Below are 15,573 nucleotides of genomic sequence, written 5' to 3' on the forward strand. Positions count from 1 at the left end.
CGATCGCGCGCCGGCTCGTCTCGCTAGCCCCGACAGGCGTCGTCGAGGAGGTCGGCACCGGCCGCGGCCTCGTAGCGCTCCGCGACGTCGTCCCAGTTCACGACGTTCCAGAACGCGTCGACGTACGCCTCGCGGTCGTTCTCGTACTGGAGGTAGTACGCGTGCTCCCACACGTCGAGCACGAGGAGGGGCGTCGACCCCTGAATCGCGATGTCGTTGTGGCTCTCGGCCTGGATCACGAGGAGGCCGTCGGCGAGGTGATCGTAGACGAGCATCCCCCAGCCGGAGCCTTCGACGGCCGCCGCGGCTTCGGAGAACTCCTCCTCGAACCGGTCGACCGACCCGAACGACGCTTCGAGCGCGTCGGCCAACTCGCCGTCCGGCTTCCCGCCGCCGTCCGGGCTCATGTTCCGCCAGAACACGCTGTGGTTGACGTGGCCGGAGACGTTGAACGACAGGTCGCGCTTTACCGCCTTCACGTCGCCAAAGTCCCCGGACTCGCGCATCTCCGAGAGCGCCGCAAGGGCGTCGTTCGCGCCGTCGACGTACCCCTGGTGGTGTTTGTCGTGGTGCAGTTCCATGATGCGCGCGTCGATGTGCGGTTCGAGCGCGTCGTAGTCGTACGGAAGATCGGGAAGTTCGTAGGTCATCTGTCCGTTTTCGGCTTCGTCGGCTGCGAGTCCGTTCGACGAGGCGACGCCGGCGACGCCGGCCGTGACGCCGATCGCCTGTAAGTACGTTCGGCGGGTTAACCCGCTCGAATCGCCCGCGTCGACACTTTGATCACGTCTGTCTACCATCTATTTTCTATACCCCAAATGGAATGAAGCCGCGAACAGTAAAAAATGAAGTGGCTACTCTCAGCGAGAACGTGAGCCGGAACCGAACGACAGCGTGCCCTGAGGGCGGCCGCGCTACCTGAATCGAGGAGAGAGTCCCGCCGTTTACGGCGGGGAGGATGTCATAGGACGGCCTGCACGGCGAGAAACACGCCGTAGCTCACGGCGAACGCGAGCGTCAGCGACCCGGCCCACGCGAACACGGTGTATCCCATCTTCCGCCGGCTCACTCCGCTTCCGCCCGCGGCGTAGCCGCTGCCGACGATGGCGCTGACGATGATCTCGTTGAACGAGACGGGAACGCCGAAGGCGACGGCGACCTGCGCGATGGCGAACGAGGGGATCAGCGCCGCGATGGAGCGGCGGGGGCCGAGCGAGGAGTAGTCCTGCGCGAGCGCTTTGATCATCCGCGGCGCGCCGGTCCACGAGCCGACGAGCAGGCCGACGCCGCCGCCGACGAGCAGCGCCCACAGCGGGAGCGAGACATCGTCGAGCAGGGGAACGAGCGGACCGATCGCGAGGCCGACCTGGCTGCCCCCGGCGGAAAAGGCGACGAGCACCCCGAGCGCGAGCAGGAAGTGGCGCTGGGCGGCGTCCGCGTCCTCCCGCATCTCCCGCGCCAGCACGGCGGCGGAGGCGACGCCGATCGCGAGGCTGACGAGGGCGACGCCGACGAGATCGCCCGCGACGGCGTCGAGGTCGGTCGCCTCGCCGACGGTCGCCGCGACGCTCGCGCTCCCGTCGGCCGATCCGAGCAGCGCGAACTCGATGTTGGCGACGATGACGCCGACGACGGCGGCGAGAAGCGGCACGACGACCCGCTCCGGGTACCGCTCGTCCCGGAGGAGCCGGGCGGTCGCGTACGCCGTCCCCCCGCCGACGAACGGCGTGAGCACCCACAGCGCGGCGATCTCCTGGTACTTCGCCCACGCGGGACCGCCGCCGAGCGCGATGCCGACGCCGATGACCGCGCCGGTGGCGGTGAAGGCCGTCGCGATCGGATATCCGGTGAAGACGCCGATCGCAACGAGCCCCGCGGCCGTCAGCAGGCCGATCGTCGCCGCGGTCGCCGTGAGCGGCTGGCCGACGACGAGCTCCGTCCCGACCGCCTCCGTGACGTTTTGTCCCTGCAACACCGCGCCCGCGAGGCCGAGGAGGCCGACGACGAACCCCGCGCGCATCACCGAGATCGCGTTCGCCCCGACCGCGGGCGCGAAGGGCGTCGCGCCGGACGACCCCGCGCCGATGGCCCACGCCATGAACAGGCTCGCCACCGCCGCGACGGCGAACGTCAGCACTACCTCGATCGTCACCACCGGGGCCCACCTCGCTCCGAACGGCGCGCTGCGGTCTCCATCGCTCGATTCGGGTCGATCACCGGCCTCGCCGCCCCTCCTCGTACCCCTCCCGCAGTCCCAGGAGCGTCCGCCGAAGGAACAGGTACGAAAAGAACACGAACAGGAGCATCACGACCACGAGGCCGAGAAAGACCGGGTCGACGTTCTCCAGCACGAGGGGGCCGAGCATGCCCGTTCGTATTTGCGGCGACGTGAAAGCCGTTTCGACGGAGGGGAAAGCTCATGCCGCGGGCGTCGGTATCGGGGGTAAATGGCCGGTCTCCTGCCCTCCTCGCCTGACGCGTCGGACGCGGGCAGCGGCGAACCGCGCGTCGTCGGGGTCGACAGCGACGCGGCGGACGACCTGCTGGCCGCGCTCTCGTCGCGAACCGCCCGGCGCGCCCTCGCCGAGCTCCACGAGGAGCCCGCCTCCCCCGCGGCGCTCGCGGAGCGGGTCGACACGTCGCTGCAGAACGTCCAGTATCACCTCGAAAAGCTGACCGACGCGGGCCTCGTCGAGGTCGCGGACACCGTCTACTCCGAGAAGGGCCGCGAGATGAACGTCTACGCTCCCGCCGACCGCGCGCTCGTCGTCGTCGCCGGCCGCGAGGAGGAGACGACCGGGCTGAAAGCGACGCTCTCGCGCCTGCTCGGCGGCGTCGGCGTCCTCGGTCTCGCCAGCCTGCTCGTCGATCGCCTGCTGGGCGGCCCGACGGCCGACGCGACCGGACCGATCCCGTCGTTCGGGTCGCGGACGAGCGCGGGCGGTGACGGGGGCGACCCCCAGCTCGGACCCGACGGAGGCGGCGGACCCGCCACCGCCGACGAGACGACCGGAAGCGATCGGACGACGGCGCGGGACGACGCCGCGACCGACGAGGGCGCTGCGGACGACGCCGACGCCGCTGACGCGTCGGCGACCGCCGGCGACGCGTCCGAAACCGAGGAGGCGGTCACCGCGACGACGACCGACGGGGGGACGGCCGACGGGGGGACGGCCGACGGGGGAGCGCTCTCCGACGGCGGCGCGTCGACCGACGCGTCGGGCGGCGGAACGCCGACCCCCGAACCGGCCGAGTCCGCCGACGCCGTCACGGGGCTGTTCGACGCCGACCCGTCGGCCGTCGCCGACGCGCTCGCGGCGTCGCCCGGCCTGCTGTTCTTTCTCGGCGGACTGACGGTCGTGATCCTCCTCTTCGTGGCCTTCCGCCGCCGGGCCGCCGGTAAGTGAAACGACTCTTTGAGCTTACCGAGCGTATTTGATACGTCACGCCGTATGCCCATTCGCGACGCCCGCTTCGGCCCTCCGCCCTCGAATCCCACCCCCGCATCCGACCCGTGCCGCCCCTCCGCGTCGACGGTGCGCGCCTCTGGCACCGTCCCAGCGCGTCGCACTCACGCCCGACGCCCCCTTCCCCGTCGTGTTGGCGGCCGTCGCGGGCGACGCGGCCTCTTTCGGCGCTCGCGGTTCTCACGATACGCGTCCCCTCGACAGCCGGTGGCGTCACCCGTCCGCGGGGAGCTCGAACCGTTCGAACACCTCCCCGCCGGGCGTGCAGAACCGCCCCCCGACGCCGCCTTCGATCTGCTCGATCTCGACGTGGGCCGCGCGGTAGCCGCGCGGTTCGGCGTGGCTTCCCGGGTTGACGAGCGGGATCGGTCCGGTCGCGTCGAACGCCGGACGGTGACTGTGCCCGAAGACGACGACGTCGGCGTCGCGCTCCCGCCCGAAGAGCGACAGCGCCGTCGGACCGCCGTGGCGGGTGTGCGTCACCGCGAACCGGACGCCGCCGTACTCGACCGTCCTGCTCTCCGGGACGCGCCGGCGCGTCGCGGCGTCGTCGTTGTTGCCGTACACCGCCCGCAGCGCCGCGGCCTCCTCGTAGAACGCGTCGAGGACCGTCTCGGTCGTGAAATCGCCGGCGTGTATCACGAGTTCGGCGTCCCGAACCGCGTCGAGGGTCCGTCCGGTGAGTCGGTGGCTTTCTTTCCCGTGGGTGTCCGAGACGACGGTGAGCATCGTGCGACGGTACGCTGCCCTGCAATAAACCGCTCACTCATCCGGCACGGGACGCATCGCCCGGGCGGAAGGGCTATCCGCCGCGCTCGTGTGGGGGGCGACATGGCAGGCGCAAGCACGTCGGTCGTCCTCGCCGCGCTCTTCGCGAACGGCGCGATCGCGGTCCTGAAGTTCTTCGGGTTTCTCCTCACGGGCAGCCCCTCCATGCTCTCGGAGACGTACCACTCGATCTCCGACACCGGAAACCAGGTCTTCCTCCTTTTCGGCATTCGGTACAGCGGTCGAACCCCCTCGCCGTCGCACCCGTTCGGCTACGGCAAGGCGCAGTTCTTCTACAGCTTCCTCGTCTCCGTGCTGCTCTTCGGCGTCGCCGGCTGGGAGAGCCTCAAACACGGGTACGAGGCGCTCACGCACGGCGGCCACGGCGGGGGCGGCCAGCCGGTCGAGTTCCTCGGAATCGGTCCCTTCGATCCCATCTACGTGAACGTCGTCGTCCTCCTCGGCGCGATCGCCTTCGAGACCTACGCGTTCAAGAAGGCGGACGAGGAACTCCGCCGGCAGATCGCGGAGTACGGATGGACCGGCCTCGTCGACGCCTTCCGGAAGACCAGCGACGTGACGACGCTCACGGCGTACACGGAGGACGCCATCGCGCTCGGCGGCGCGACGCTGGCGCTCGTCGGCATCCTGCTGTCGGAGTTCACGGGCAACGAGGCGTACGACGCGGCCGCCGCGGTCCTCATCGGGCTGTTGCTCATGGGATTCGCGGTCGCGCTCGCGTGGGAGAACAAGCGGCTCATCCTCGGCGAGAGCCTCCCGAGAACCGTCGAGCGCGACCTCCGGGACGTCATCGACGCCCACGAATCGGTCGACCACGTCGACGCCTTCCGGACGATGTTCATCGGGGCGAATCAGGTGCTCGTCGCCGCCGAGGTGAGCTTCGACTCGGACCTCGTCACCGGCGACCTCGACGAGGACATCACGGAGATCAAACGCAAGCTCCGCGAGGCGGACGACCGCGTGCGGATCGTCTACGTCGAACCCGAGATCTGATCTGATCTGCGTCGCCGGCCTCGACTACGACTCGTCGAGCGCGAGCGACGCCAGGAGCGCCTCCAGCTGAACCTTCTCGTTCGCTCCTTCGGTGATCCGGTAGTCGGCCTCGCCGATGCGCTCCATCAGTCGGACGGTCGCCCGATCGTCGAGGTCGAACTCCCACGCGGAGCGGTGAAGCTGGTCGACGATGTCGCCGCCGGCCATCCCGGTGTCGGTCAGGAGGCGGTCGAGTTGCGACCGCGCCCGCGCGAAGTCGCCGTCGATGGCCGCGGTCACCATCGATTCGATCTCCTCGGGGCGGGCGGTGCTCGTGATCGTGTAGACGGCCTCGGCGTCGACGACGTCGCCGGTGGTCGCGGCGGCCTGCAGGGAGTTGATCGCGCGGCGCATGTCGCCGTCGGCGGCGTACACCAGCGCGTCGAGCCCCTCGTCGGTCATCTCGATCCCCTCCGCGTCGGCGATCTCGCGGACCTGCGCTTCGACCGCCGCGTCCGACAGCGGCGAGAAACGGAACACGGCACAGCGCGACTGGATCGGGTCGATGATCTTCGAGGAGTAGTTACACGAGAGGATGAAGCGGGTGTTGTCGGAGAACTGCTCCATCGTCCGGCGAAGCGCCGACTGGGCGTCGCTCGTGAGCGAATCCGCCTCGTCGAGGAAGATGATCCGGTAGTCGAAGCCGCCGAACGACGAGCGCGCGAAGTTCTTGATGCGATCGCGCACCACGTCGATGCCGCGCTCGTCGGAGGCGTTGAGTTCGAGGAAGTTCCCGCGCCAGTCGTCGCCGTACACCTCGCGCGCGATGGCGCTTGCGCAGGTCGTCTTCCCGACGCCGGCCGGCCCCGCAAAGAGGAGGTGCGGCAGGTCGCGCTGTGCGATGTAGCTTTCCAGCCGCTCGACGATATCCTCCTGTCCGTGCACGTCGTCGAGGGTCTGCGGCCGGTACTTCTCGATCCAGATCTCCCGCCCCGGCGACGACCCCTCCGCGTCGGCCTCGCTCATGGGCCATGTAGGGCGCGGTCGACTGATAAAGTCCCCGAGATGCGTCGTCCGACGGCCGCCGAGGACAACGCTGAAACCGCTCCCCGCCGGACGGTCCGGTATGGACGTCACGGTCGAGGTCGTCGGCGAGGAGACGAGGGAGGTCAGCGTCGCCGCCGGCGCGACCTACGCCGAGCTGCTCTCCCCCTTCGACCTTAGCCCGCACGAGGTGAGCGTGCTCGTCGACGGTCGACCCGTCCCCGAGGATCAACCGATCGAGGCGAACCGCGTGAAGGTGCTCCGGCTCATAAAGGGCGGGTGATCGGAGGTGAGGCCGTGAGCGACGGGTCGCCCGTCGACGACCCGCCCCCCGCGATCCGCGAGGCCGACGCCGACGACCTCCTCACCGTGATGCGGATCCTCGACGGCGCGTTGCTGGAGGCCGACGCGGAGACGGTCCGGGGGCGCGTCGCCGACGGAGCGGTGATGCTCGCCGAGACGGACGGACACGCCGTCGGGACGCTCGTGCTCGACGGGACGCACGTCGAGGCGGTCGCCGTCCGATCCTCCCGTCGGGGCCGCGGGATCGGAACGGCGCTCGTCGAGGCGGCCGCCGATCGCGCGGACGAACTGACCGTCGACTTCGACCCGCGCGTCCGCCCGTTCTACGAGTCGCTGGGCTTCGACGTCGAACGGCGGGCCGGGCGGCTGTACGGTCGGCTGCGTCGCGGGCGCTGAGTCAGCCGAAGTCCGTCGGTGCTCCCGAGTCTACCGAACCGGATCCGATTCTCGCCCGCATGCACGTCGCCGACGCCGGGCAGAGCGACGCGAACTGCGCCGTGCTCCGGATCGGCTCGGGCGCGGCGTCGCGCTCGATCCGCTCGAAGCCGAGGCGTTCGAAGAAGTCCGTGGCCGTCGTCGCGAGGTGGAACAGTGTCTCGACGTCCCGCGACCTCGCATACTCTCGGAGCACTTCGCACATCTCCCGGCCGTACCCCGACCCTCGCCGCCGTTGGTCGACGGCGACGGAGCGGAGCAGCGCGTCCGAGCCGTACCGTTCGAGGCCGCCGACGGCGACGACGCGGCGTTCGGGACCGGCCGTACCGACGAACAGTTCGACGCCCGCGTCACGCGCGTCGTCCGTCGGGAGATCGTTCCGTTCGAGGAGCGAGACGGCGGCCTCCAGATCCGACCCCGTCGCCCGACGAACCGTCATCGTCGCTCCCATACGCTCCTCGGTCCCTCAGAGCGCCGAGGCGACGAGCGCGCGCCCGTCGGCCAGCAGTTCGCCGACGCGCTCCTCGCTCGTCGCCTCGGCGTAGACGCGCATCTTCGGCTCGGTGCCGGACGGACGGACGAGCAGCCACGACCCGTCGTCGAGGAGGAGTTTGAACCCGTCGAGCGTGACGACTTTCGCCACCTCGCGGCCGGCGACCGTCTCGGGAATCGCGGATTCGAGGGCCGAGAGCACGCGCCCCTTCTCGTCGTCGGGGCAGTCGAGGCTGATCTTGTCGGCGGCGATCCCGCCGAACTCGTCCGTCAGGCGGTCGACGCGCGCGTCGAGCGGTTCCTCGTCGGCCGCCGCGGCGGCGACGAGCGACATCAGGACGCCGTCCTTCTCGCGGATGTGGCCGCGGACGCTGAAGCCGCCGGACTCCTCACCGCCGACGAGCGCGTCGTGCTCGCCCATCGCCTTTGCGATCCACTTGAAGCCGACGGGGGTCTCTATCACGTCCTCGCCGTGGGCCTCGGCGATGCGATCGACGAGGAAAGTCGTCGGGACGCTCCGCACCGCGGGGCCGGCGTCGGATTCGAGGAGGTAGTCGTAGACGGCGGCGAAAAAGAGGTTCTCGTCGAGGTAGCCCCGGCCGGGCGTGACGACCGCGAGGCGGTCGGCGTCGCCGTCGTTCGCCACGCCGAGGTCGGCGTCGTGCTCGCGGACCGATTCCACGAGACCGGTCAGGTGCTCGGGGCTCGGCTCCGGAGACTCCCCGCCGAAGGTGGGGTCGCGGTTCGTCCGCCGGGGGATCACCTCGGCACCCGCGGATTCGAGCAGCGCGTCGGTGACGCCGCGGCCGCTGCCGTGCATCGCGTCGTAGACGACGGTGACCCCCGAGAGGTCCGCGTCGACGAGGTCGCGGACGTGGGCGGCGTGGTCCGAGACGAGGTCGACGCGCTCGACGGAGCCGCGTTCGTCGGCCGGCAGGAGCGCCGGCTCGCGGAGGTTGGCCTCGATCCGCTCCGTCACGTCGGGCAGCGCCGGCGCGCCGTCCTCGGGGATGAACTTCACGCCGTTGTACTCCGGCGGGTTGTGCGAGGCCGTGACCATCAGCGCGCCGGAAAGCCCGCGGGAGACGATGCCCCAGGCGACGACCGGCGTCGGGCGGTCGCGCTCGGGGAGCAGCACGTCGAAGCCGTTGCCCGCGAGCACCTCGGCGAGACTCTCCGCGAACCCTTCCGACGTCTCCCGGGCGTCGTACCCGACGAGCACGGGGGCGTCGTGTCCCTCCTCGCGGAGGTAGTCCGCGACCGCCTGTCCGACGGTCCGCACGCGGTCGTCCGTGAAGGTGTCGAGCGTCGCGCGCCACCCGTCCGTGCCGAAGGAAATCGCGTCCATACGGGATCACTCCCGCCAGCCCGTAAAAAAACCACCCCCCGACGGTCGCGTCCCGCCCCCCGGTCGGGAGGCACCGGCCGGTCTCGCGTCGCTTTTATCCCTGCGCGCCCGACGTTCGGCAATGACAACCGTCGTCGCCGTCTGCGGCAGCCGCCGCGACGGAAGCTACACCCGAGCCGCCCTCAGGTACGCACTCGACGCCGCCGCGGAGGCGGGCGCCGACACCGACTTCATCGACCTCGGTGCGGTGGACCTCCCGCTGTACCACCCCGATATCGACGAACAGGGCGACTCGCCCGAGCTCATGCGGCGGATGCGCGAGGCCGACGGCGTCGTCGTCGGCTCGCCCGTCTACCACGGCTCGTACTCCTCGACGTTCAAGAACTTCCACGACTACTGTTCGTTCGACGAGTACGAGAACACCGTCGCGGGTCTGCTCGCCGTCGCCGGCGGCGGTTCCTACGGCAGCACCCTCGACCACATGCGCATCACGATCCGCGGGGTCCACGGCCTCGTGGTACCCCACCAGGTCGGCATCCGCAGCGCGTACGAGAAGTTCGAGGAGATCCCGTCGACCGACCGAAACGGCGACGGAGTCGAGTACGAGTTCGTCGACGAACCCCTGCGAGAGCGCACCGAAAAGCTGGGCCGGAAGGTCGCAGAGCACGCCGCGCTCCTCCGCGGGAAGGAAGCGGCGGTCGAGGCCGACGACTGATCGATCGGTCGAAGCCGACGGTCGAATCGCGCTCCGCCGACCCCGGCGCTCTCGCGCCCCGTCGCCGGCGACGCGTTCATCGGCGATGCGCTCACCGGTCGCCGACCAGCCGCTCTTTCTCCCGGCGCGAGAGCGCCTTGATCTCGTACTCGCGGCTCATCGCCGCCGACTTCGAGCGGTACGACTCGACGTGGATCAACTCGACCGGCGTGCGACCGCGGGTGTACTTCGCCCCCGCGCCGGCGTTGTGCGCTTCGACCCGCCGGTCAGGGTCGGTCGTGTAGCCGGTGTAGTAGCTGCCGTCGGCGCACTCGACGATGTAGACGTGGTGCACGGTCCGTCTACCCGAGGCGTGCGGTCCGCCGTGCATAAGGGTCGCGGTCGCTCCGCGGGGACGGCCGAGAGAACAGCTTCGCGTGGTGGTATTGTCGCGGTACCCAGTCAGCGGTCAGACGTTGCGGGTCCGTTGTCGGGCGGCCTCGGCGATTCCCGCGTTCGCAGAACAGTTTGGACAGGCGTGAATACGCCCGGATTCGTCCGCGAACACGCGAGCGAAGCGCTCGGACACGTGCGACCCGCAGTGGTCGCAACTTGGCATGGTTTTCCGGCATCCACCACTGCCGGTGCTATGTGGTATGTGTTCCAGCACCAAATACTTCTTCCCTCGCGCGCACTCACGGGAACCGATAATCGAAAGAATCTTTTCGTAAACGAAAACGATTCTCGCGGTGTCGCTCGAACCACCCGCAGTACCGCCGGAACTACCCCTCCGCGACGTCGCCCGCCCCGCCGTCCTCACCGTCTCGCGCGGCCGCGACGGCGCGGGCGATCAACCCCGCTTGCGCTCCGGCGACGAAGCCCGCGCCGACGTTCACGACCGAGAGCACCGTACAGGACTGCAACATCCCGTACAGCGCGGCCTCGCCCTCGCCGCCCGCGCCGTACCCCGTCGGGACGGGGAGGCCGACGACCGGGGCGTCGACGAGGCCCGCGACGACGGTCGGCAGCGCGCCCTCCCGGCCGGCGGCGACGACGAGCGCGTCGGCCGCCCTGAGCGCGTCGAGGTGGTCGACGACGCGCCCGAGGTGCGCCACGCCGACGTCCCCGATGAACTCCACCGCCGCGCCCATCTCTCGCGCGACGACGGCCGCCTCGCCGGCCGCGGCGGCGTCGGACGTGCCGCCGGTGACGACGCAGACGGTCCCGTTCACGTCCGGCGGCTCGAATCCCGGCTCGCGGACGACGAGCGTCCGCGCGCGCTCCTCGCGAATCGTCTCTTCGCCCGGTAGCGCCGCCTCGACGGCCGCGACGGTCTCGGCGTCGGCGCGCGTGACGAGCGCCCGGCCCGTCGTCTCGACGGCCGCCGCCGCGAGCGTCGCGACCTCGTCCGGAGTCTTCCCCTCCGCGAGGATCGCTTCGGGGACGCCCCGGCGCGTCTCGCGCGCGGCGTCGAACCGTCCAGCGCCCGTCGTCGCGTACCCACGCAGCCGCGCCTCGGCGGCCGCGGGCGAGAGATCGCCGGCCGCGACCGCGTTCAGAATGTCTCGCATGCCGTCACCTACGACGGTGGCCTACTCGTAGATGTCGCTCTCGGCCGTCGACGCGGGCGTACGCGGTCCTCCCGCAAACAACGCGAGGGTATATGAATCCGTCGGCCACGATCAGCCACAGACCCACAGTAGGAGGGCTGACGGGGCAATTTGGGAAATCTTATTAATAAGGGGACAGTACCCCGGCATGCATGGCAGACCTCATTGTCAAAGCCGCCGTGAAGGAAGCGCTGCAGGACAAGAACGTCGCTTCGGACTTTTACGACGCGCTGGACGAGCAGGTGCAGGACCTGCTCGACGACGCCGCTCGCCGCGCCGAAGAGAACGACCGGAAGACGGTCCAGCCGCGCGACCTGTAAGGTCGACTCCAATCACTTTTCCATATTTTTCGCCGCCCAGCGGCGGCGCTACTCCCCGTCGAATCGCCGGACTGAGACGCCGTCGTCCCGTCCGACGTGCGCCTCGTCCGCGAGGCCGACGAACAGCCCGTGCTCGACGACCCCGGGCGTCTCGGCGAGCGTCCGCGCCAGCGCGGCCGGCGCTTCGATCTCGCCGAACGCGCAGTCGAGCACGAGGTTTCCGTTGTCGGTGACGACCGGTCCGTCCTTCCGCTCCCCCGCCCGGAGCGTCGGTTCGCCGCCCGCGATTTCGACCGCGCGCGCGACCGTCGTCCGCGCGGCGGGGAGCACCTCGACCGGCACGGGTCGAGAGAGCGCGTCGGCCTCCTTCGTGGGGTCGGCGACGACGACGAACCGCTCCGCGGCCGCGTCGACGACCTTCTCGCGCGCGTGTGCCGCCCCGCCGCCCTTGATGAGGTCGCCGCCCGCGATCTGATCCGCGCCGTCGATGGCGAGATCCAGCGCCTCGATCTCGTCGAGCGCGACGAGCGGCACCCCGACCTCGCGGGCGAGTTCGCGCGCGGCGAAGGACGTGGGGACGCCGCGAACGTCGAGTCCGTCGTCGACCGCGCGACCGAGCGCGCGGATCGCGTGCGCCGCGGTGCTCCCGGTGCCCAGTCCGACCGTCATCCCGTCGCCGACGAGGGCGGCCGCGCTCTCGCCCGCGCGGCGCTTCGCCCCGTCGCTTCCGCCGTCCGTCTTCATGTGCGCGCTGTGCCCGCCGCGGGACAAAAGCGCTCCGAGGTGATTCGCGCTCCGAATCCCTCCCTCGCCGGACTGTCACCGAATCCCGTCTTTCTCGGAATCGAACGTATTGTCAGCCGGGTTTTATTTCGACGGACGACGGACTGACGAACGTCAATGAGAGTCGGGTTCGTCACGCAGACGCACACGGGCGACGTGGGGTACGCCGAGGCCGTAGCGCAGGCGGCCGCGTTCGGCTTCGAGTACGTCGAACTGTACATGGACGGGGCGACGGAGCGGACGCGGTTCGACCACGACCGGTTCGTCTCGCTCCTCGACGATCGCGGGCTCGATCTGCTCGTCCACCTCCCCTTCCTCGACCTGGACCTCGGCACGCCCCGCGAGGCGGTCCGACGGGGGGCGCTCGACGAACTCCGCGCGTGCGTCCGCGACGCCGCGGAGATGGGCGCCGAGAAGGCGGTGCTCCACCCGTACTCGAACGCGACCCCGCCCGAGTACCGCCCCGCGGAGGTCCACCCGATCATCGTCGACTCGGTGGCCGAACTCGACGGGTTCGCCCGGGATCTCGACGTCGAACTCTGCGCCGAGAACCTCCCGGGCGTCCAGCTTTCGATCCACGACTTCGACCGACTCTTCGACGGCACCGAGGCGTCGATGACGCTCGACACCGGCCACGCGCGCGTCGACGGGCTGGACGAGTCGGAGATCGCCGCGTTTCTGGACTCCCACCTCGACCGCGTCTCGCACCTCCACCTCAACGAGACGCGGGGCCCGCGGGACGAACACCTCCCCTTCGGCTCCGGGACGCTCGACTTCGAGGCGGTGCTCGCGCCGCTCCTCGACGCCGACTGGGACGGGACCGCCTCGATCGAGGCGTACACGTTCGACGCCGATTACCTCGAACTCTCGAAGCGAAAACTCGATGCGCTGCTCGCGTGACACCGCTCGGCGATCCGATGGAGGATCGCGGGGGGCGACGCCGGCCGGCGGCGGAAAGACGGTCCGTCGGGGGTGCGTCCGTGCCGGCGAGTGACCGACGTCTCCGCTGGCGGTTCCGGCGGTACGCCTCGCTCCTCCTCGAAGCGGCCGCGCACGCGCTCGTCGCGTTCCTCTCGGGGATCGTCGGACGCGACGCCGACCTCTGGGTCTTCGGCGCGCGCGAGGGCGAGGCGTTCGGCGACAACGCCAAGTACCTGTTCCTCCACGTCGCCGCGACGCGACCCGGCATCCGGGTCGTCTGGGTCTCGCGCGACCGGGACGCGGTCCGCGCGCTCCGAACCCGGGGGTACGAGGCGTACCACCTCTTTTCGCCGCGCGGAGTCCTGCTGCAGTTTCGCGCCGGCGTCGTCTTCCTCACGCACAACTTCAAGGACGTCAACCGCTGGGCCGTCGGCGGCGCGACGACGGTCGTGCTCTGGCACGGGATCGCGCTGAAGCGCATCTCCTGGGACGCGGAACTCGCCGAACTCCCGCCGATCGTCCGATCCGCCTCGCGCTACCTCTACCGGCGGTACGACCGCGTCACGCTGACGGGTCGGGGGACGCTCGACTCCTTCGTCTCGGGCTTTCGCCTCCCGCCGTCGCGGTTCGTTGTCACGGGTTATCCCCGGACGGACGCGCTGTTCGACTCGGTTCCGGACGCCGACGTCGGCGTCGCGACTGGGACGCTCGCCGACCTCCGTCGCCTCTCCGCGGAACACGACGTCCTCCTGTACCTGCCGACGTTCCGCGAGAATCCCGCGGAGCGCGCGTCGGAGCGCATCGACCTCGACGCGCTCGACCGCCTGCTCGACGCGCACGACGCGTACCTCGCCGTGAAGCTCCACCCGGACGAGCGACTCGAACGCGACCTCGACGAGTATCCGCGGATCCTGCGGATCCCGTCGTGGTCCGACGTCTACCCGATGCTGCCGCACGCGGACGCGCTCGTCACCGATTACTCGTCGATCTACTTCGAGTACCTGCTCCTCGACCGACCGGTCGTCTTCTACCCGTACGACCTCCCGTCGTACCGCTCGGAGCGCGGGTTCTACTACGCGTACGACGAGGTCACGCCGGGCCCGGTCGCCTCGGACTTCGACGGCCTCCTCGCGGCGATCGAGCGCACGCTCGCGGGCGACGACCCCTACGAGACCGAACGGTGCGCGGTCCGACGTCGATTCTTCGACCACCCCGCCGGCGGACGGGCGGCCGCCGTGTTCGACGCCGTGGCGGCGCTGATGGAGTGACCTCCGTCTCGGTCGACGGGTTGCCCATCACTTTCGATTCGTGCCAATATAGAACACGGGAGGTGTACTGTCACACTACCATCGGTATGTATCACCAACAGACAGTTTGATATAGCGGATGATCCAACGATCCGCTGACGAAACTCAGTATGGCGTGTCAACCGGGATCCACCGACCGGCCCGATCTTCTTCCACGAACCGGCGACGTCGCCTGCATCGCCCACCGCGGTTTCGCGGGGGTTTCACCCGAGAACACTCGCACCGCCTTCGAACGCGCCGTCGACGACGCGACCCCGCACGGCCGGGCTGACGCCGTCGAACTCGACGTCGTGCCGACCGCCGACGGCGAGATCGTCGTATTCCACGACGCGACCCTCGGCAGAGTCACCGACGCGCCCCCGCGGCTGCGCGACCGGCCGATCTGGGAGATCCCGTTCGAGACGCTCCGCCGCTTCGACGTGCTCGAAAGCGGCGACCCCGTCCCGTCGCTCTCGGACGTCCTCGACCTCGTTCCGCCGGACGTCGGCGTGAACGTCGAGTTCAAGAACCCCGGCACGTCGGCCGTCGAGTACGGCGCGCTCGACGCCGAGACGCTTTCGAGGGGGCGCGAGCGCTGGCGCGACTTCGCCGCCGACGTGCTCTCCGTGCTCTCCGCGTATCCGCACGACGTGCTCGTCTCCTCGTTCCACGAGGCCGCCATCGCCGCCGTCCGCGACGTCGATCCGTCGGTCCCGATCGCGACCGTCTTCTTCGACTCCATCGCCGACGGCTTCCGCGTCGCGCGCCGCCACGACTGCGAGGTGATCCACGCGCCGTGGAACATGGTGTACGGGACGTCGCTCTTCAACGAGGAGTACTGCTCGGGACCGTTCGAACCGATCGATCTCGTCGAGATCGCCCACGACGAGGGCCGGGCGGTCAACGTCTGGACCGTCGACAGCCCACGACAGGCCGGCCAGCTCAGCCGAGCCGGCGTCGACGGCCTCATCGCGGACTACCCGGGACTTCTCGCTCCCGAGGGCGCGCTCGACGACGCCGCTTCCGACGCGGCGGCTCTCGAACCGATCCAGCTTTCCTGACGGTCGACGAGTACCCCCTCGGCCGACGACAGTCGATCGCCGCTGACA

20 protein-coding genes are annotated in these 15,573 nt (G+C 70.1%); 9 read left to right on the top strand and 11 right to left on the bottom strand.

What is annotated here, in order from left to right; translation table 11 throughout:
* Positions 1–23: 23 nt before the first annotated feature.
* The 3 genes from C3L37_RS09420 to C3L37_RS24305 all read right to left on the bottom strand — a co-directional run bounded on the left by C3L37_RS09420 (position 24) and on the right by C3L37_RS24305 (position 2,366).
* Positions 24–800: a superoxide dismutase gene (locus C3L37_RS09420; RefSeq protein WP_129114356.1), complete on the bottom strand. Its 777-nt coding sequence runs from the start codon at positions 798–800 to the stop codon at positions 24–26.
* 161 nt (positions 801–961) lie between these two features.
* Entirely contained in the window at positions 962–2,098 is a 1,137-nt protein-coding gene (locus tag C3L37_RS09425; protein WP_129114638.1) for an inorganic phosphate transporter, read from the bottom strand.
* Positions 2,099–2,213: 115 nt separating this feature from the next.
* A complete protein-coding gene (locus tag C3L37_RS24305; RefSeq protein WP_164974725.1) occupies positions 2,214–2,366 on the bottom strand; it encodes a DUF7859 family protein in 153 nt (50 codons plus the stop codon).
* A gap of 81 nt (positions 2,367–2,447) precedes the next feature.
* Between C3L37_RS24305 and C3L37_RS09430 the strand changes: the two genes are divergently transcribed.
* Positions 2,448–3,407: an ArsR/SmtB family transcription factor gene (locus C3L37_RS09430; protein ID WP_129114357.1), complete on the top strand. Its 960-nt coding sequence runs from the start codon at positions 2,448–2,450 to the stop codon at positions 3,405–3,407.
* Positions 3,408–3,680: 273 nt separating this feature from the next.
* Here C3L37_RS09430 and C3L37_RS09435 read toward each other — a convergent pair whose 3' ends face one another.
* Positions 3,681–4,196, bottom strand: coding sequence for a metallophosphoesterase (locus C3L37_RS09435; protein WP_129114358.1), 516 nt, complete (start codon positions 4,194–4,196; stop codon positions 3,681–3,683).
* Positions 4,197–4,298: 102 nt separating this feature from the next.
* On the opposite strand from C3L37_RS09435, the gene C3L37_RS09440 reads away from it, so the two are divergent.
* Complete coding sequence (locus C3L37_RS09440; RefSeq protein ID WP_129114359.1) at positions 4,299–5,249, top strand: cation diffusion facilitator family transporter; 951 nt, start codon at positions 4,299–4,301, stop codon at positions 5,247–5,249.
* 24 nt (positions 5,250–5,273) lie between these two features.
* Here C3L37_RS09440 and C3L37_RS09445 read toward each other — a convergent pair whose 3' ends face one another.
* Positions 5,274–6,254, bottom strand: coding sequence for a replication factor C small subunit (locus C3L37_RS09445; protein ID WP_129114360.1), 981 nt, complete (start codon positions 6,252–6,254; stop codon positions 5,274–5,276).
* Between the two features lie 100 nt (positions 6,255–6,354).
* Between C3L37_RS09445 and samp2 the strand changes: the two genes are divergently transcribed.
* Together samp2 and C3L37_RS09455 are read left to right on the top strand one after the other, a co-directional pair.
* A complete protein-coding gene (gene samp2 / locus C3L37_RS09450; RefSeq protein ID WP_129114361.1) occupies positions 6,355–6,555 on the top strand; it encodes a ubiquitin-like small modifier protein SAMP2 in 201 nt (66 codons plus the stop codon).
* Positions 6,556–6,644: 89 nt separating this feature from the next.
* Complete coding sequence (locus tag C3L37_RS09455; protein ID WP_129114639.1) at positions 6,645–6,971, top strand: GNAT family N-acetyltransferase; 327 nt, start codon at positions 6,645–6,647, stop codon at positions 6,969–6,971.
* Between the two features lies 1 nt (position 6,972).
* Here C3L37_RS09455 and arsN2 read toward each other — a convergent pair whose 3' ends face one another.
* Both arsN2 and C3L37_RS09465 read right to left on the bottom strand, forming a co-directional pair.
* Positions 6,973–7,461 (bottom strand): arsenic resistance N-acetyltransferase ArsN2, encoded by a 489-nt coding sequence (gene arsN2 / locus C3L37_RS09460; RefSeq protein ID WP_129114362.1) that lies wholly within the window; start codon positions 7,459–7,461, stop codon positions 6,973–6,975.
* 15 nt (positions 7,462–7,476) lie between these two features.
* Positions 7,477–8,850, bottom strand: a complete 1,374-nt coding sequence (locus C3L37_RS09465; protein WP_129114363.1) for a phosphoglucomutase/phosphomannomutase family protein — start codon at positions 8,848–8,850, stop codon at positions 7,477–7,479.
* Between the two features lie 121 nt (positions 8,851–8,971).
* On the opposite strand from C3L37_RS09465, the gene C3L37_RS09470 reads away from it, so the two are divergent.
* Positions 8,972–9,565, top strand: coding sequence for an NADPH-dependent FMN reductase (locus C3L37_RS09470; RefSeq protein WP_129114364.1), 594 nt, complete (start codon positions 8,972–8,974; stop codon positions 9,563–9,565).
* A 91-nt stretch (positions 9,566–9,656) separates the two neighbouring features.
* On the opposite strand, the gene C3L37_RS09475 is transcribed toward C3L37_RS09470, so the two are convergent.
* The 3 genes from C3L37_RS09475 to larB form a co-directional block, all read right to left on the bottom strand.
* On the bottom strand, positions 9,657–9,935 hold the full coding sequence (locus tag C3L37_RS09475; RefSeq protein WP_129114365.1) for a GIY-YIG nuclease family protein: 279 nt from the start codon (positions 9,933–9,935) through the stop codon (positions 9,657–9,659).
* A gap of 78 nt (positions 9,936–10,013) precedes the next feature.
* Positions 10,014–10,163 carry a DUF7563 family protein gene (locus tag C3L37_RS25980; protein WP_449267282.1) on the bottom strand — a complete coding sequence of 50 codons (150 nt, stop codon included), beginning with the start codon at positions 10,161–10,163 and terminating at the stop codon, positions 10,014–10,016.
* A 163-nt stretch (positions 10,164–10,326) separates the two neighbouring features.
* The gene (gene larB / locus C3L37_RS09480; RefSeq protein WP_129114366.1) at positions 10,327–11,115 is read right to left on the bottom strand and encodes a nickel pincer cofactor biosynthesis protein LarB; all 789 of its coding nucleotides are present in this window, start codon (positions 11,113–11,115) and stop codon (positions 10,327–10,329) included.
* A 191-nt stretch (positions 11,116–11,306) separates the two neighbouring features.
* Here larB and C3L37_RS09485 point away from each other — a divergent pair, with 191 nt between their 5' ends.
* Positions 11,307–11,474 (top strand): DUF1931 family protein, encoded by a 168-nt coding sequence (locus C3L37_RS09485; RefSeq protein ID WP_129114367.1) that lies wholly within the window; start codon positions 11,307–11,309, stop codon positions 11,472–11,474.
* Positions 11,475–11,522: 48 nt separating this feature from the next.
* On the opposite strand, the gene rpiA is transcribed toward C3L37_RS09485, so the two are convergent.
* Positions 11,523–12,218, bottom strand: coding sequence for a ribose-5-phosphate isomerase RpiA (gene rpiA / locus C3L37_RS09490; protein ID WP_129114368.1), 696 nt, complete (start codon positions 12,216–12,218; stop codon positions 11,523–11,525).
* 156 nt (positions 12,219–12,374) lie between these two features.
* Between rpiA and C3L37_RS09495 the strand changes: the two genes are divergently transcribed.
* The 3 genes from C3L37_RS09495 (at position 12,375) to C3L37_RS09505 (ending at position 15,525) form a co-directional block, all read left to right on the top strand.
* Positions 12,375–13,157, top strand: coding sequence for a sugar phosphate isomerase/epimerase family protein (locus C3L37_RS09495; protein ID WP_129114369.1), 783 nt, complete (start codon positions 12,375–12,377; stop codon positions 13,155–13,157).
* Positions 13,158–13,237: 80 nt separating this feature from the next.
* Positions 13,238–14,446 carry a CDP-glycerol glycerophosphotransferase family protein gene (locus tag C3L37_RS09500; protein ID WP_164974726.1) on the top strand — a complete coding sequence of 403 codons (1,209 nt, stop codon included), beginning with the start codon at positions 13,238–13,240 and terminating at the stop codon, positions 14,444–14,446.
* Positions 14,447–14,595: 149 nt separating this feature from the next.
* Positions 14,596–15,525 carry a glycerophosphodiester phosphodiesterase gene (locus C3L37_RS09505; protein WP_129114371.1) on the top strand — a complete coding sequence of 310 codons (930 nt, stop codon included), beginning with the start codon at positions 14,596–14,598 and terminating at the stop codon, positions 15,523–15,525.
* Positions 15,526–15,573 lie beyond the last annotated feature (48 nt).

The sequence above is a fragment of the Halegenticoccus tardaugens genome, from assembly GCF_004116405.1.
Taxonomy (GTDB): domain Archaea; phylum Halobacteriota; class Halobacteria; order Halobacteriales; family Haloferacaceae; genus Halegenticoccus; species Halegenticoccus tardaugens.

Coding starts and splice junctions, on each gene's coding strand:
- C3L37_RS09420 (WP_129114356.1), bottom strand. CDS start 800: ATGGTAGACAGACGTGATCAAAGTGTCGACGCGGGCGATTCGAGCGGG.
- C3L37_RS09425 (WP_129114638.1), bottom strand. CDS start 2,098: ATGGCGTGGGCCATCGGCGCGGGGTCGTCCGGCGCGACGCCCTTCGCG.
- C3L37_RS24305 (WP_164974725.1), bottom strand. CDS start 2,366: ATGCTCGGCCCCCTCGTGCTGGAGAACGTCGACCCGGTCTTTCTCGGC.
- C3L37_RS09430 (WP_129114357.1), top strand. CDS start 2,448: ATGGCCGGTCTCCTGCCCTCCTCGCCTGACGCGTCGGACGCGGGCAGC.
- C3L37_RS09435 (WP_129114358.1), bottom strand. CDS start 4,196: ATGCTCACCGTCGTCTCGGACACCCACGGGAAAGAAAGCCACCGACTC.
- C3L37_RS09440 (WP_129114359.1), top strand. CDS start 4,299: ATGGCAGGCGCAAGCACGTCGGTCGTCCTCGCCGCGCTCTTCGCGAAC.
- C3L37_RS09445 (WP_129114360.1), bottom strand. CDS start 6,254: ATGAGCGAGGCCGACGCGGAGGGGTCGTCGCCGGGGCGGGAGATCTGG.
- samp2 (WP_129114361.1), top strand. CDS start 6,355: ATGGACGTCACGGTCGAGGTCGTCGGCGAGGAGACGAGGGAGGTCAGC.
- C3L37_RS09455 (WP_129114639.1), top strand. CDS start 6,645: ATGCGGATCCTCGACGGCGCGTTGCTGGAGGCCGACGCGGAGACGGTC.
- arsN2 (WP_129114362.1), bottom strand. CDS start 7,461: ATGGGAGCGACGATGACGGTTCGTCGGGCGACGGGGTCGGATCTGGAG.
- C3L37_RS09465 (WP_129114363.1), bottom strand. CDS start 8,850: ATGGACGCGATTTCCTTCGGCACGGACGGGTGGCGCGCGACGCTCGAC.
- C3L37_RS09470 (WP_129114364.1), top strand. CDS start 8,972: ATGACAACCGTCGTCGCCGTCTGCGGCAGCCGCCGCGACGGAAGCTAC.
- C3L37_RS09475 (WP_129114365.1), bottom strand. CDS start 9,935: ATGCACGGCGGACCGCACGCCTCGGGTAGACGGACCGTGCACCACGTC.
- C3L37_RS25980 (WP_449267282.1), bottom strand. CDS start 10,163: ATGCCAAGTTGCGACCACTGCGGGTCGCACGTGTCCGAGCGCTTCGCT.
- larB (WP_129114366.1), bottom strand. CDS start 11,115: ATGCGAGACATTCTGAACGCGGTCGCGGCCGGCGATCTCTCGCCCGCG.
- C3L37_RS09485 (WP_129114367.1), top strand. CDS start 11,307: ATGGCAGACCTCATTGTCAAAGCCGCCGTGAAGGAAGCGCTGCAGGAC.
- rpiA (WP_129114368.1), bottom strand. CDS start 12,218: ATGAAGACGGACGGCGGAAGCGACGGGGCGAAGCGCCGCGCGGGCGAG.
- C3L37_RS09495 (WP_129114369.1), top strand. CDS start 12,375: ATGAGAGTCGGGTTCGTCACGCAGACGCACACGGGCGACGTGGGGTAC.
- C3L37_RS09505 (WP_129114371.1), top strand. CDS start 14,596: ATGGCGTGTCAACCGGGATCCACCGACCGGCCCGATCTTCTTCCACGA.